General features: G+C 45.9%; 11 protein-coding genes and 16 tRNA genes. 1 reads left to right on the forward strand and 26 read right to left on the reverse strand.

Annotation, left to right across the window (positions count from 1 at the left end; genetic code table 11):
• Window positions 1-221: 221 nt before the first annotated feature.
• From RCO25_RS33245 to RCO25_RS33260, 4 genes are all read right to left on the reverse strand, one after another.
• On the reverse strand, window positions 222-929 hold the full coding sequence (locus tag RCO25_RS33245; RefSeq protein WP_309000352.1) for a PspA/IM30 family protein: 708 nt from the start codon (window positions 927-929) through the stop codon (window positions 222-224).
• 1 nt (window position 930) lies between these two features.
• Window positions 931-1398, reverse strand: coding sequence for a PspC domain-containing protein (locus RCO25_RS33250; protein WP_309000353.1), 468 nt, complete (start codon window positions 1396-1398; stop codon window positions 931-933).
• Window positions 1386-2072, reverse strand: coding sequence for a PspA/IM30 family protein (locus RCO25_RS33255; RefSeq protein ID WP_309000354.1), 687 nt, complete (start codon window positions 2070-2072; stop codon window positions 1386-1388). The genes RCO25_RS33250 and RCO25_RS33255 overlap by 13 nt, the downstream gene beginning before the upstream one ends.
• 74 nt (window positions 2073-2146) lie before the next feature.
• The gene (locus RCO25_RS33260) at window positions 2147-2443 is read right to left on the reverse strand and encodes a LiaF transmembrane domain-containing protein (protein WP_309000355.1); all 297 of its coding nucleotides are present in this window, start codon (window positions 2441-2443) and stop codon (window positions 2147-2149) included.
• 261 nt (window positions 2444-2704) lie between these two features.
• On the opposite strand from RCO25_RS33260, the gene RCO25_RS33265 reads away from it, so the two are divergent.
• Window positions 2705-3259, forward strand: a complete 555-nt coding sequence (locus RCO25_RS33265) for a C40 family peptidase (RefSeq protein ID WP_309000356.1) — start codon at window positions 2705-2707, stop codon at window positions 3257-3259.
• A 163-nt stretch (window positions 3260-3422) separates the two neighbouring features.
• On the opposite strand, the gene RCO25_RS33270 is transcribed toward RCO25_RS33265, so the two are convergent.
• From RCO25_RS33270 to RCO25_RS33375, 22 genes are all read right to left on the reverse strand, one after another.
• Window positions 3423-5003 carry an ABC transporter substrate-binding protein gene (locus RCO25_RS33270; RefSeq protein ID WP_309000357.1) on the reverse strand — a complete coding sequence of 527 codons (1581 nt, stop codon included), beginning with the start codon at window positions 5001-5003 and terminating at the stop codon, window positions 3423-3425.
• A gap of 181 nt (window positions 5004-5184) precedes the next feature.
• Window positions 5185-6732, reverse strand: coding sequence for an ABC transporter substrate-binding protein (locus tag RCO25_RS33275; RefSeq protein ID WP_309000358.1), 1548 nt, complete (start codon window positions 6730-6732; stop codon window positions 5185-5187).
• 84 nt (window positions 6733-6816) lie between these two features.
• Entirely contained in the window at window positions 6817-7749 is a 933-nt protein-coding gene (locus RCO25_RS33280) for a carbohydrate ABC transporter permease (RefSeq protein ID WP_309000359.1), read from the reverse strand.
• A gap of 52 nt (window positions 7750-7801) precedes the next feature.
• Window positions 7802-8779, reverse strand: a complete 978-nt coding sequence (locus RCO25_RS33285) for an ABC transporter permease (RefSeq protein WP_309000360.1) — start codon at window positions 8777-8779, stop codon at window positions 7802-7804.
• A 119-nt stretch (window positions 8780-8898) separates the two neighbouring features.
• Window positions 8899-10512: a helix-turn-helix domain-containing protein gene (locus tag RCO25_RS33290; RefSeq protein WP_309000361.1), complete on the reverse strand. Its 1614-nt coding sequence runs from the start codon at window positions 10510-10512 to the stop codon at window positions 8899-8901.
• Window positions 10505-12256, reverse strand: a complete 1752-nt coding sequence (locus tag RCO25_RS33295; protein WP_309000362.1) for a sensor histidine kinase — start codon at window positions 12254-12256, stop codon at window positions 10505-10507. Before RCO25_RS33295 ends, RCO25_RS33290 begins: the two co-directional genes overlap by 8 nt.
• Before the next feature lie 279 nt (window positions 12257-12535).
• A tRNA-Leu gene (locus RCO25_RS33300) sits at window positions 12536-12617 on the reverse strand.
• 13 nt (window positions 12618-12630) lie between these two features.
• Window positions 12631-12707, reverse strand: a tRNA-Arg gene (locus tag RCO25_RS33305).
• Between the two features lie 26 nt (window positions 12708-12733).
• Window positions 12734-12807, reverse strand: a tRNA-Cys gene (locus tag RCO25_RS33310).
• 7 nt (window positions 12808-12814) lie between these two features.
• Window positions 12815-12889, reverse strand: a tRNA-Gly gene (locus RCO25_RS33315).
• A gap of 7 nt (window positions 12890-12896) precedes the next feature.
• Window positions 12897-12971: transfer RNA gene (locus tag RCO25_RS33320), tRNA-Gln, on the reverse strand.
• A 29-nt stretch (window positions 12972-13000) separates the two neighbouring features.
• A tRNA-His gene (locus RCO25_RS33325) sits at window positions 13001-13076 on the reverse strand.
• A gap of 18 nt (window positions 13077-13094) precedes the next feature.
• A tRNA-Trp gene (locus tag RCO25_RS33330) sits at window positions 13095-13168 on the reverse strand.
• 9 nt (window positions 13169-13177) lie between these two features.
• Window positions 13178-13262, reverse strand: a tRNA-Tyr gene (locus RCO25_RS33335).
• A 3-nt stretch (window positions 13263-13265) separates the two neighbouring features.
• Window positions 13266-13341, reverse strand: a tRNA-Thr gene (locus tag RCO25_RS33340).
• 31 nt (window positions 13342-13372) lie between these two features.
• Window positions 13373-13448 (reverse strand) — tRNA-Phe (locus RCO25_RS33345).
• 15 nt (window positions 13449-13463) lie between these two features.
• Window positions 13464-13540: transfer RNA gene (locus RCO25_RS33350), tRNA-Asp, on the reverse strand.
• Between the two features lie 41 nt (window positions 13541-13581).
• A tRNA-Met gene (locus RCO25_RS33355) sits at window positions 13582-13658 on the reverse strand.
• Between the two features lie 15 nt (window positions 13659-13673).
• Window positions 13674-13749: transfer RNA gene (locus tag RCO25_RS33360), tRNA-Val, on the reverse strand.
• A 67-nt stretch (window positions 13750-13816) separates the two neighbouring features.
• Window positions 13817-13891, reverse strand: a tRNA-Glu gene (locus RCO25_RS33365).
• Between the two features lie 4 nt (window positions 13892-13895).
• Window positions 13896-13986 (reverse strand) — tRNA-Ser (locus RCO25_RS33370).
• Window positions 13987-13990: 4 nt separating this feature from the next.
• Window positions 13991-14066 (reverse strand) — tRNA-Asn (locus tag RCO25_RS33375).
• Window positions 14067-14207: the final 141 nt, after the last annotated feature.

Raw genomic sequence — 14207 nt, forward strand, 5'->3', positions numbered from 1 at the left:
AACAACCGCAAACAAAAAACTTTCAAAATTGATTAAAAGTCAACTCCAACAATGGATCGCCGGCTTACCTAGCTACCTCAAGGCTTACCTGTCGATTCCTAGCTGCGAAGTTTGAGTTATGTAATATAAATTCATTCGAAAGGCCTATATTTTTGTGAGCTGCGCCAGACGCATGAAAGAGCAGACCGTATCACGGTCCGCTTCTTCCAACGCTTGAAGTTCTATTCTTCAGTCGGGGCTTTCGTTAACGAAGTTGTAGGATTAAGCTTGTTTTTCAGTGCTTGCAGCTGCTCATCAACCTTGATTTGCTTCTCTGCATCGGCTGCATTAAAGTTGTTCGTCGTGCCGCTATAAGAGTAAGGAGTACGAAGAACATCCGCTTCGGCTTCCAGCTGCATAATTTTCTCTTCCATACGGTAGAAGCCGCGTGATGCTGAGCCGCTGTCGATCGTATGGTTGGCTGTAAGCTGAGCCATTTGTTTTTGCGCTTTTGCTACTTGTGCACGGGAAGCCAGTTCATTGCGCTTGTTGCGCAGCTGGTAAAACTCTTCCTTCATCGTGTGCAATTGCTGCATCAATTCCTCTGCCTGCGACTTCGACTGCGCATGCAGCTCCACATATTCCGTTACCTTCTGGTCAAAATACAGCTTTTCTTCCAGCAGCTTGCGTGCAAGCTCCTCTTGACCGGCTCTCAAAGCAGCTTCTGCTTTCGATTCGCGGTCAGCCGTGCTGCGCACCGTCTCTTCAAGGCGCTGCTTCATACGGCGTTCATTCGCCATTTGCTTCGCTACCGTAACCTCTGCTTGATGGATTTCAGACTCCATGTCACGCAGGTATTGGTTCAACATAATAATCGGATCTTCAATTTTGTCCAATGCCTCATTTACCGATGCCTTTGTCATATCCTTCATGCGTTTGAAAATTCCCATATTAAAAATCTCCCTTCTCGTATTTAGCAATTTTGGCTTTCAATTCTTCAATTTCGCGACGCAATGCTTTCTTCTCCAAATCATCCATCATGCTGTCAAACTGCGTTGATGTTGGCTGCTGAGCCGTTGGGCCTTGCGTATTCCAAGAAACTGGCGCTTGTGGCGGGTTTTTGTATGGACCGCCAAAAGGCGTATTAGGTTGATGCCCGTATCCAGGATTATAGCCTCCGCCATAACCGTTACCGTAGCCGTTTGGGCCGAAATTAGAATAGATCGGCGGTTCTTTAGGCACTACCAAGCCTGCCAATAAATAAACCAGGATGACGCCACCGCCAGTAATGACTGTAACAATAATAAGTAGAATCCGCAGCAATGTCACATCAACGTTTAACATTTCAGCTAATCCGCCGCAAAGACCGATTATCTTCTTGTCGCGTGTAGACCGGTACATTTTTTTCAAGACGACCATCCTTCTTTCTCAAGCTTGCGTTTCAGCTGCTCAAGCTCTCGTTCTATAACGGATTGTACGGTGTTTCCCGCTTCCGTTACGAATTCTTGCCCCATTCTGCGGATGTCGCGCAAGCTCTTCGCTTCATGCTCCATGCCGCTGATCCGATCCTCAAGCCTTCTGAACACAGCGCCTGATTGTATGCCTTGCTCACCAAAGCCATTCGCGTAACGGCTGTTCATGCGCTGCTGCAATCTCAGCGATTCCATGCGAGCCGCGTAATATTCACGCTTGTCGTAAACGGATTGGTATTCGCTGCGCATTTCGCGAAGCTGCTCTTCTAGATCCAGCGTATTTTGGCGGCTTTGCTCGAACAGCTCACGATATTGGATCGATCGCTCCTCACAGCTAGCCTTCTCATGCAATGCGATTCTTGCCAACTGCTCTTCGCCTGCTTTCAGAGCCGTCAACGCTTGATTCTCACGGCGTTCCTTCTGCTCCTCTGCTTGCAGCCACTGTGCTTTCAGATGGTTGCTGTGACCGGCATATTGCTGGTACAGCTTCTCCGCTTGTATAATATCTTCTCTCGTAGACCAAAGGAATTGATCGATCATCCGAACCGGATCCTCTGACTTCTCGAGCCGTTCATTTAATGTGGCAACTGTAATATCCCGTACTCGCTTCATAATGCTCATTCCATGTCCTCCTTAACGTTTTGCGGTGCAAAACCAATTTCAACTTTCCAGATCTCTATATTCATTCGCAGCGATTAGTAAGCTCTGCGTTTGTCTTTCTTGAAAAGGCTTACGCCGGCTACGATCAATCCGATTGCCAGCAGCAGCAGGATGACGCCGCCAAGCTTGCTTAGAACCATCATGCCGCCGATTACGATAAGTATGCCGCCTATCCATTTCTTGCTGTTCATCCATCCGACAACACCGAGTCCGATTAATATGAAGGGCAGCAAGAATCCGAATATAGCACCGAAATGAACACCTACAAAATTAAGTACCGCGATACTGCCGACGATGACAAGCAGTACACCCAAAGCGCTTTTTCCATTCATCTCCACTTTCAACTCCTTTCGACAATTAAATTTATTCATTTTTGTTTTTTTGCCCTGCGTGTGTTGTTCTTGCTTATGTACTTAGTTTAGATCAATTATCCCTTTTATAAAACGGACTTTCGGCGGTTTTCGCACTGGACTTAGGTCGAGTCACCTGCCCGCCTTCAGGGGCAAAAGCAGTCTTTATCCATATATTACAGCTTAAACTGCTTATACCTGTGTGTTACGTTATTACAATCACAGGAGGTGTAAACGCTACCAATGAAAAACTTATCCATTAAGAAACTCATTGCAGCAGGCTTTTTATCTATCGCTCTATTAAGTACAGGAGTCGTACATTTACCCACAAATCCAAATCAGCACGCGTATGCGGCTTCAACATCAGTTGAAAAAGTGATCTCTATGGGGATGAAATACTTAGGAACACCTTATGAGTTCGGCTCCAATCGGAGCACGATCAGAACATTTGATTGCTCTGATTTTACAAAACACATATTTAAGGCAGCAAAGGGCATCACTCTGCCATCTACTTCGGCCTCACAGGCTGCTTATGTAAAGAAGAAATCTCCCATAAAAAGAAACTGGAAAAACCTAAAGCGCGGCGATCTCATGTTCTTCATGTTCTATCGTGGCAGCAGCGCTTCCAATTACTCGGGCATAACGAAATCAAGACAATCTGTTACCCATGTGGGCGTTTACTTAGGCAACGGCAAAATGCTTCACACCTATTCCAAAGCTAGCGGCGGCGTTCGGATCGACAGCATTGACAATAAGCATTGGGAGTATCGTTTCATTTTCGGTGGAAGCGCTCTCTAGCTACGTTAGCCGTAACCAAAAATGCCGGCAGAGCGATTATCGCTTTGCCGGCACTGCTTTCGTACAACACCTATTTATTAGACAAGCGTAAACGGCTGCAGCCGTCCTTTGGCGGCAATAGCTCGTTTCGCGGAGATATATAAGCACGTTTATAAGTGAAAACTTATAAATTCTTATATATTAAAAAATGATTAAATTGCGTTTGCTTCTCGGCAATGATCTTCTCGATGCCCGCCGCTTTCAAGCTATCCCTGTACTCGGGCAATACTTTATCCACGTCGACAGACCCGGTTTCCAGCGCGGTTTGATACTGCCTATTTACATTAACGACGGCTGCTATTTCCGCTTTGACCTTATCACCGTCGAATACGAAGCCAAGACCAGGAGAGATCTTTGCGTCTTGATTAAATTCTCTAAATACATTCCACTTCTCGGGATTTTCGCTATCCCATACATAGTTTAAAAACTGATTTCCGAACATCCAATTGGAGCCTGGGTTATAATCCTTTGTGAACTCGGTCGGTTTGATCACAAGTTCATTCACCTTAACATAATGCTTGCCTTCAATGCCGTAATTAAGCAAATTGTTCAGGTAAGGGTCCGTATGGAGCATATTAATAAACATCATCGCGCGCGCTGGATCCTGCGAGGTTGAGGAAATAGCCAGCATGGAGCCTGCCGTTTCTGATGTCGCGATCGTTTTTACATTTAACGGCAGCTGCGCCAGCTTGCCGATAAGTCCCGTTTGAATCGCCAGCTCCTCGTCCTTGCCAGGCTTCAAAGCGGACGTAATGGAAAACACATCCCCAGATCTCAGCGCATCGTTATTCATCGTCTGATTTGTAGCGGCATCCTTGTTAATGTACCCTTTTTGAAAAAATTGCCGCGTTATCCGCAGCGTATCTACATACCGATCAACCTCATACGCCGGTAAGATTTCCGTACTTTCTCCATCCTTAAGTATGATTCCCGGGATCGAGGTATCGCCAAGCGCATCAAAATTGCCGATATAATGGGCATTAAACGTTTCTCCCAGCTTCATATATAGAGGTGTCATACCTGGTTTTTTGGTCAGGATAGTCTGGTACACCTCGTCCAAGTCTTCAATCGACTTTACCTTTGTCATGTCAATGCCAAGCTCTTCCGCAATATCTGAACGATAGACGATGCCGCCTTGCGCAGCCAATTCCTTATTCGTCGGAACCGCATAATTTTTCCCGTCTATCTTAGCTCCTGCAAGAAAAATGGGGTCAAGCGATTGCAGAATGCCTTGACCGTACTGCTCAAGCAGATCATCCAGCTCTAAGAAGGCGCCCTTCGACACATTTACCGCATGCTTGTTCCACTGTGCTGTAAACAGAATATCGATCTTCTCGCGCGAAGCGACCATCAGGTTTATTTTGTCATCCCAAGGTCCCCAATCAATTGGCATGAGATCGATTTTCGCATTTATTTTGGTCAATAAGTATTCATTCATTGCCGCTTCGATCTCTTCCTCATCCTTCTGCGGAAATCCCGTGTACACGAATCTTAACGTATAGCTTTTCAATTGATGATCATTACTCTCTCCGACTCCACCCACATTTGGTGAAGCGCTTTCATTCTTGGTTCCAGATGTCGGGCTATTGTTGCTGTTCTTTACCGGGCTATTCGTGCCGTTATGATTAGAGCAAGCGCTTATCAGAAATAAGCAAGCTAGCAAGAGCATCCTTGCACGAATCAACCGGCGCGTCGTTCGGGTCATTATCGAATTGCCCCCTCGTGCGATGATGAATTGCATTTGTTATGCTTAATTGTAAGGAATACACAAAAAATTGCAAGCACAAGTGTAAACGGCATTCGACATCCTCTGTAACAACTTACATATAGAAAAACCCGCACCTTTTAAAGGCACGGGTTTTAAATTTTTTAAGATGGCTATTTACTTATTTGCTTGCCAGAAATGCATCGAATTGTTTTTGCTTCTCAGCAACAACCTTGTCTACGCCTGCATCCTTCAGCTTCTTCTCGTATTCAGCCAACGTTCTATCTACGTCTACTGAACCCGTTTCGAGCGCCCTTTGGTATTGCCTTATTACGTTAGCTAGTGCGCCAACCTCTGCTTTTACCGGCTCGCTGTCGAATACGAAGCCAAGTCCCGGTGATACCTTAGCGTTTTGGTTGAATTCTTTGAACTTCGCCCATTTGTCCGGATCCTCTGTATCCCAAACGTAGTTAAGGAACTGGTTGCCGAACATCCATGAGGAACCTGGATTGTAATTAGCTGTGTTGCCGGTTGCCGTAATGATTTCGCCGTTTTTCGTGTAATGCTCGCCTTCAATGCCGAAATTCAGAAGGTTGTTAATTTCTTTATCCGTATGCAGGAGGTTGATCAGCATCATAGCACGGGCTGGATCCTTCGAGGTGAAGGAAATACCAAGCATGGATCCTGCTGTTTCTGATGTGGCAACCGTTTTTTCATTCATCATGATTTGAGCAAGCTTGCCTGGGAGGCCGGATGCACTTGCTACCTCTGCGTCCTTACCTGGCTTCAATGCTTCCAGCGTCGAGAATACGGTTCCTGCTTTCCATGCATCGGCAGAGGATACTTGGGTCGTAGCTGCATCCGCATTAATGTACCCTTTTTTGAAGAAATCGCGAGTAATGTTTAGCAATTCCTTGTACCGGTCGATTTGCTCGATCGGCATAGCCTTCGTATCATCTTTATCCTTTAGAATGGCGCCTGGAATCGTCGAATCTCCCAGGAAATCATAGTTCGCGAAGAAATGGGAGTTAAATGCGCCTGCTGTCGTATAAAGCGGCGTCAGATCCGGTCTTTTTGCTTTTACTGCAGCGTAAACCGCATCTAGATCCTGTGGAGTCTTCACATTTGTCATATCAATGCCAAGTTCATCTGTTACATCTTTGCGGTATACGATTCCTCCAGCAGCCGCGAGCTCTTTATTCGTTGGTATGCCGTAGTTTTTACCGTTGATTTTCGAGCCTTCAATAAAGGCTGGGTCAAGTGAGTCCGTAATGCCTTTTCCATACTCATCGAGAAGATCTCCCAGCTCAAGGAACGCTCCTTTTGCTACGTATTTCGCATGTCCGTTCCATTGCGCGGTGAAAACAATATCAACTTCTTCTTGGGAAGCAACCATTAAGTTAATTTTGTCATCCCAAGCGCCCCAATCAATCGGTCTCAGATCGATTGTTGCATTGATTTTTTCAGTAAGCAGCTTATTCAATGCCTCTTCTATTTTTTTCTCATCTGTCTGCGGTGTACCTGGATACACTAGTGATATTTGATACGGCTTTAATTCCGTTGCTGGCGCTTCTTCCTCCGTTGTAGCCGGCTTTTCCGTTTCGGCTGCGGGTTCCTTCGTTGGCTCGGCATTGTTTTTAACATTGTTGCCTGAGCATCCTGACACAATTAGTACGATGGTCATCATCAATAGAAGAAGCATAGATGTTTTATGTTTAACTTGCTTCATAGCGGGTGGACCTCCCTCAAAAATTAGGTTATATGCTAAACCGGAATTACCGGCTACAGCCACACGTTAGCGGCAAAATTGTGATTAACCTTTTACGGCGCCCACAGTCAGCCCTTTTACAAAATACTTTTGAAAGAAGGGGTAAGCGAATATGATCGGTCCGATTCCAACGACGACCATTGCCATACGTACCGTCTCGCTCGGAAATTTGAATGTGCCGCCTGCCGCTGTGATTGCCGCTGCAGCCGTGCTGTTGTTCGCAAGAAACTGGATGTTCAGCATCGTTTTATACATCAAATACTGGACGGTAATATTGCCATCCTTCGTAATGAACACGAGACTAAGAAACCAATCATTCCAATACGTCAATGTCTGGAAAAGCGCTACTGTCGCTAGTACCGGAAGCGACAATGGCAGCACGATTTTCGCAAATATCGTAAGCTCTCCCGCTCCATCAATCTTCGCCGACTCCAGTACTGCAGTAGGGATCGTCGTCTGGAAGAACGTCCGAATAATCAAGACGAAGAAAGCAGCGACGAGAAGCGGCATAATAAGCGCCATTAGCGTATCCTTCAGTTCGAGCGTCTGAACATAAACCAAATACCAAGGCACAAGTCCGCCAGAGAACAGCATGGTGAAGAAAACAAAGAAGGTAAAAAATTTCGCGTGAGGAAAATCGGTTCTCGATATCGGGTAGGCGTATAAGGCCATGATGACTAAGCTCAGCGTCGTACCTACAATGGTTACAAAAATCGAAATGGTGTATGAGCGGATAATTTGGGTCGCATCCTTGAACAAAAATTGATATGCGCCCAAATCAATCTTCGAAGGAATGAACTGATAGCCGTCACGCACGACCGCCGCCTCGTCGGTAATCGATACCATGACGATCAGTACGAGCGGGATGATGCATAATAAAGAATAAATAATGAAGAAAACATTGATGCCTAGAGAAGCCGGGATGGACAATTGATTTTTGGGATTCGACCCGGATGCTATAACCTCGGTTGCTTCCAAAGGTTCACCTCCATAAGATTTTCATAGAAAAGCAAGATTTGGACGCCGCTTCTTAAAATAAAGCATTATCCTTATTGATGCGGCGCACCACCCAATTGGATAGAAAGACCAGCGTGAAGCCGACAACCGATTGAAGCAAGCCTGCTGCGGATGAAAGCCCGATGTCGCCAACGGTGAGGAACGTCCGATATACGTAAGTGTCGATAACATTCGTCACAGGGAACAATACGCCTGACTCTCTCGGCACTTGGAAGAACAAGCCGAAATCCGCATTAAAGATTTTACCGATCTGCAGCAGCGTCATAATGGTTATGACCGGCATAATTAGCGGTATGGTGATGCTCGTCATCTGCTTCCACTTGCTGGCCCCGTCAATGGTAGCGGCCTCGTAATATTCATCATCGATGCCGATGATAGCTGCCATATAAATAACGGTAAAATAGCCCATGCTCTTCCACGTATTCACGATAGGCAGAACGTACGGCCATACCTCCTTCGTGAAATACCACTGGACACTCTCAAGTCCCAATGCCGGAAGTAGAGAGCTGTTTAAGTAGCCATGCTCATCACTCATGAAGCCGAACACGAGGTAGCTGATGACAACCATAGAGAGGAAATAAGGCAGGAACATAACGGTTTGATGCAGCTTAGCAACGAATCTGTTCTTTATTTCATTGAGCATAATGGCAAAGGCTAATGGGAAAATAAGATTCAAAACGATGAACCCCGAATTGTACAATAAGGTGTTCCGCGTAATAATCCATGCATCCGAGGTTTTGAACAAATACTCGAAATTTCGCAGGCCGCTCCATGGGCTTCCAAAGATGCCATCTGCATAATTGATGTTTTTGAAAGCAATGATGATTCCAAACATCGGAATATAATTGTTTAGTACCAGCAATGCGATAGCAGGCAGCATCATGATGTAGAACATCCAATATTTTCTGAAAATACGGATTTGTGTTAATTTTTTCACTGAGCTCTTTGGAATATAGGCAGCTGTGACCGCTTCTGTCGTAGGTTTCGCCATCGCCTTCCCCCTCCTCTTTCTAAAACGCTTTGTGGTTTTTCCTTGTTTTCATTGTATAAAAAAAAGACGCCGACATCTGTCGGCGTCGTGACCTCATTAACGGTCAAGTGACTTTTCAATCATACATTTTGAAATTTTTTGCGGTATTCCTGCGGAGTAAGTCCCGTCGTTTTTTTAAACAACTTTGAGAAATGTGAAAAGTTTCCATAACCGACGTTTATGGCTACGTCACTGACCCGATTATTCGTTTTCTCCAGTTCGACACGCGCTTTCGCGATTCTTAATCGGACCAAATAATCCGTTAAGGAATAGCCGGTCTCCCTGCGGAATAAACGAGACAGATACGCGGGATTCAAATACACAGCCTCGGCTGCCTGCTCCCTGCTGAATTCCTCCCCAAGATGCTCTTCCATGTAACGCTGCACCTTCTCCACCACTTGGGATACGTCCTTTCCGTTTCGATTGGCGTATTCCGTTATCTGCAAGCTCAATTGCTGGGTCCATGTCCGCATGCGAGGCAATGATTTAAGAATTTGCTCGCTCGCCTCCCACTCCCTATGCCGGAACACATCGGTCATCTGCACCGATTTTTTATTCAGCCATTGAAATAACATGTTCATATACCCGTAATAAAACGAAGCCATATACGTATAATCCACTTTTAATTCCTGCATGTGGTCGAAGCATTCATCAATACGCTGCGATAGTTCCGTCTGCTTGCCCGACTCGAGAAGCAGCGACCAATCCGAGAAGGCTGCTGCTTGGGGTACACTCAGCCCTTGCTCCTGCATGTGGTCCCGTTCCGCAAGAATCGCGCAGGTATTGCTGACATTGCTCCGCTCCATCGACAGCAGCGCCTGCACGGCTGTACGGAGCTGCTTAACAGGCGTGGACTCTCCAATATAACAAGATAAAGAGCAATTCAGCATTCTTTTGCACTGGTCAATAAATGATTTGCATCGCTCTGCAATAGCTTCGATCGATATCTCTTCACGATCCACAGAGCCGTAAAATAACGCATAAAGAATCCCGCTGCCATCTTGTACGATATGGCCAGGCGCATCTTGAAGGACAAGCTCCTCGGCTGCATTCTTAATGCCATAGGTCATAATCTCCTCATCTCTTGCAGACCATTCCTCACGCCATTGTTCAATACTGATGAGTACGACCCGAAGGGGACTGTCCGCCTGAAGCGGCAAAGCATAGGTTTGCAGGGCATCATCCAGCTGCTGTGGTGCCGCTGATATCCGACAATGCAGAACATCCTGCCAGAAACGTTCGATTAAAATGGGGCGCTGTTTGTTCCACTGTTCATAGAACAAGCTATAGGTCCCACGGTTTTTGTTCAGCTGCTCCAAATCCCGAACCTTGGTTAATGCTTCATTGACACATGCTTTCAACGCATTATGATCGATTGGCTTAAGTAAATAATCAAAGCAATCCAGCTGCACTGCCTGCTGCGCATATTTGAAATCTGCATGTCCGGTTAGAAAAATCGTTACACTGGAGGGAGAATGCTCATTTACCCATTCCAGCAGATCGATCCCGCTTTGGTTCGGCATATCAATGTCTGAGAGCATGATGTGAATCGTATGCTCGCTGAGTAGGGCCTGCGCCTCTTCTGCATCAATCGCCGTATAAATATTCGCGATCGGCAGCGTTGACCAATCGATGCCCTCCACGATTCCGCGAATCGCGATTTCCTCATCATCAACGACTAATAAATTATACAACGGCTCTCGCCCCTTCCATGAGCTTAGGAAATACGATAACGACGACTGCGCCGCTTCCCTCCGTTTGATTGGAGAATGTGATTGAGGTTCTTTCTCCGTACAGCAGTTGAAGCCTGTGAATCACATTCATAATACCTAAACTGCTTGATTCACCTTCCTGAAGCGGCTCTTTCTTCTGCAGCTTCTCCAGCACCAAAGGATTAAAGCCGGTGCCATTATCGCTGATAGACAACGCAAAGCCGAAGTCAGCGTCCATTTGCGCCGAAATCTTGATCTGAAAAAGCTGACGCCTGTTTTTGAATCCGTGAATAATCGAATTTTCTACAAATGGCTGGATCGTCAAAGCTGCAATCGGATAATGTAAAAGTTCATCCATGCCCTCAAACGTACACTGCAGCTTTTCTGGAAAACGAATTTTCTGTATCGTAATGTAGTTTTCAATATGCTGCAGCTCTTCCTTCAGCGTGATCGTATCCCGATTGGCCTTCATGATGAACCTGAAATAATCAGCTAGATGCAGAGACATTTTTTTAACCGATTCCGTGTCGCCTAGCGCTGCTAAATTATAAATAATGTTTAAACTGTTCATATAGAAGTGAGGATTGATTTGGGCTTGCAGCTGCTTCAGCTCCCCCTGCTTCACGCGAAGCTGTTCCTCGTATACATCGATTTTCAAGGTTTTGATTTGCTCCGCCATAATGTTGAACGTATTTCCAAGAAACTCAAATTCAAGTGATTTGTTTTTCTTTAGCCTGACATCCAGCATGCCTAACGAGATTTTCTTCATCCCCAAGATCAGCTCATGCAGAGGCTTAAAGAGCATATTCCGCATAAAAAATAAGTAGATAAGCAGAATCGCCAAAAAGCCGATCGGGGCAAACAACGTGGCATTTCTAAAAAACAACAGATTGCGCAACAGCGTTTCTTCTGGAATAACGACACGGTAAGCAATGTTAACCATGTCGCTCATTCTGTTCATTACGAGGTAGGTATCGCCTGTCTTGCGATCCGTTAACGACTCGTACGGCTCCTCTGATATTTTATAGCTGAGCTCAAACGGCGCAAGATTTTCTGTCAACGTCTGGACAAGCTGATCTCCCTCTCGCAAATAAATGCCGTTATGTCCGATATCCCCATCGCTCCACTGAATCGAAAGCATCGTATTGATATCCTGAACCTTAATCATTGCCCCTACATATAAGCCCTCGGAAACCTTTATAAAATTGATCAGAAAATATTTCCCCGGCATGCGCTCGTCCGCCCTAACCTCCCAGGTATGCTGGTCATTCAGCAGCAGATTTTCTTCCGTTGTCATCTCATCCATATGCGTCTTAATTATTTTCTTCGTATCGTTATATACACTGTCCGTTCCGAAAATAATATCGTCTTTATGATACAAAAAGACAGCATCAATCAAATTATAAACGCCAACGTCACGGTTGAGCTTGGCATCAATGCGTATTTTGGTTAGCGTGTAGCCGTCACTGTCCATAGGGAAAGACATCAGCAGTCCGACATCGGAATCAAGCACTGACATTTTATAAAGATAATCGTTAATTTGCGATAAATTGTGGTCCGTTTGACCGACGTAAATATCGAGCGTGTTTCGATAGGTCTCTGAAACCTTCTCTCGAACGATATCCCGCGAGTAGCTGTTATTAATTAGCATATATACGACAACCGGCAGCATAACTGCCATAAATCCTATAATAAGACGAGTCCTGATCGATTTACCAAACCTCACGCAGCCCTTTCCCCCTAACCTGTATCGAACCATTTCTAATTCTACCATTTAAAGCGCTTTCTTAACATCATCTAAAATATGATATTAGCTCGTCGCGATCATTCTGATTAATCCGCTTATTTAAAGTCCAGCCAACCAATTTGGAGCACAAAGTAAAGCTGCTCCTAGCTTTGTTGACCGTTTGAATCTTAAGCGGATGCCGTATATAAACCTAATAAAATAAACACAAAAAAACCCTTGAGATTATTCTAGTCTCAAGAGTTTGTTATTTAAAAAATATGGTGCCGATGAGAGGACTCGAACCTCCACGGTTTCCCTCACGATTTTGAGTCGCGCGCGTCTGCCATTCCGCCACATCGGCAATTAGGTAAATATGGCGTGCCCTAAGAGATTCGAACTCCTGACCTTTTGATTCGTAGTCAAACGCTCTATCCAGCTGAGCTAAGGGCACATATTGTAATTCTGCAAAAAAAGTTGTGGAGGCGCCACCCAGACTCGAACTGGGGGTAGAGCTTTTGCAGAGCTCTGCCTTACCACTTGGCTATGGCGCCAAATTAATGGAGCGGAAGACGGGAATCGAACCCGCGACCCTCGCCTTGGCAAGGCGATGCTCTACCGCTGAGCCACTTCCGCATATAAATGGCTGGGGATTCAGGGATCGAACCTGAGAATGACGGAGTCAAAGTCCGTTGCCTTACCGCTTGGCTAATCCCCAACAAAATACAAAACCTAATTTTAAATTAATGGGGCGATCGAGGGGAATTGAACCCCCGAATGTCGGATCCACAAACCGATGCGTTAACCACTTCGCCACGACCGCCATATTCAGATATTTAATTGGCAGGGGCAGCAGGAATTGAACCCACACCAAAGGTTTTGGAGACCTTTGTTCTACCTTTAAACTATGCCCCTAAGGTAAACTGGTGGAGGATGATGGATTCGAACCACCGAACTCAGAGAGAGCAGATTTACAGTCTGCCGTGTTTAGCCACTTCACTAATCCTCCATATGGTGCCGTCGAGAGGACTTGAACCCCCAACCTACTGATTACAAGTCAGTTGCTCTACCAGTTGAGCTACAACGGCATATTCACTTGTGTTGCTTGTACAAACTAAATGGTGGCTCGGGACGGAATCGAACCGCCGACACGAGGATTTTCAGTCCTCTGCTCTACCGACTGAGCTACCGAGCCTGATGTTGTTTTGAATGGCGGAGCTGACGGGATTCGAACCCGCGGTCTCCTGCGTGACAGGCAGGCATGTTGGGCCACTACACCACAGCTCCACATCAAATTCTCGGAAACTTCCGAATGGTAAAGATTTTTTTGGTTGCGGGGGCAGGATTTGAACCTGCGGCCTTCGGGTTATGAGCCCGACGAGCTACCGGGCTGCTCCACCCCGCGTCGTTATTATTTAAATGGTGGAGGCTGACGGGATCGAACCGCCGACCCTCTGCTTGTAAGGCAGATGCTCTCCCAGCTGAGCTAAGCCTCCGTGTTGAGCGACCTTTATATCATATCACAGGCGTTTCGCTCTTGTCAATAACTTTTTAAGAAGTTTTTGGTGACCCGTAGGGGACTCGAACCCCTGTTACCTCCGTGAAAGGGAGGTGTCTTAACCACTTGACCAACGGGCCTTACTGGCAGAGAGGAAGGGATTCGAACCCTCGAGACCCGGTTAGAGCCTACACGATTTCCAATCGTGCTCCTTCGACCACTCGGACACCTCTCTATAATGGCTCCCCGAACAGGACTCGAACCTGTGACAACTCGATTAACAGTCGAGTGCTCTACCAACTGAGCTATCAGGGAATAAAATTACTTTCAAAGCAAGTTGCGCCCTGAAAACTGGATACGAAAGTTAGGTTTGCTGAAACCTTATATAGCTGCTGTCTGCCGGATGTATGGGTCCGGGGCAAACTTAAGCGTATGCTTACGATGTAAGTTTGCTTC

Origin of the sequence: Paenibacillus sp. LHD-38 (assembly GCF_031157315.1) — a bacterium.
Lineage (GTDB): Bacteria > Bacillota > Bacilli > Paenibacillales > Paenibacillaceae > Pristimantibacillus.

Excerpts from the sequence above, each read along its gene's own strand:
- RCO25_RS33255 (WP_309000354.1), bottom strand. The coding sequence starts at position 2,072 with ATGAGCATTATGAAGCGAGTACGGGATATTACAGTTGCCACATTAAAT.
- RCO25_RS33275 (WP_309000358.1), bottom strand. The coding sequence starts at position 6,732 with ATGAAGCAAGTTAAACATAAAACATCTATGCTTCTTCTATTGATGATG.
- RCO25_RS33250 (WP_309000353.1), bottom strand. The coding sequence starts at position 1,398 with ATGGTCGTCTTGAAAAAAATGTACCGGTCTACACGCGACAAGAAGATA.
- RCO25_RS33285 (WP_309000360.1), bottom strand. The coding sequence starts at position 8,779 with ATGGCGAAACCTACGACAGAAGCGGTCACAGCTGCCTATATTCCAAAG.
- RCO25_RS33245 (WP_309000352.1), bottom strand. The coding sequence starts at position 929 with ATGGGAATTTTCAAACGCATGAAGGATATGACAAAGGCATCGGTAAAT.
- RCO25_RS33260 (WP_309000355.1), bottom strand. The coding sequence starts at position 2,443 with ATGAATGGAAAAAGCGCTTTGGGTGTACTGCTTGTCATCGTCGGCAGT.
- RCO25_RS33265 (WP_309000356.1), top strand. The coding sequence starts at position 2,705 with ATGAAAAACTTATCCATTAAGAAACTCATTGCAGCAGGCTTTTTATCT.
- RCO25_RS33270 (WP_309000357.1), bottom strand. The coding sequence starts at position 5,003 with ATGACCCGAACGACGCGCCGGTTGATTCGTGCAAGGATGCTCTTGCTA.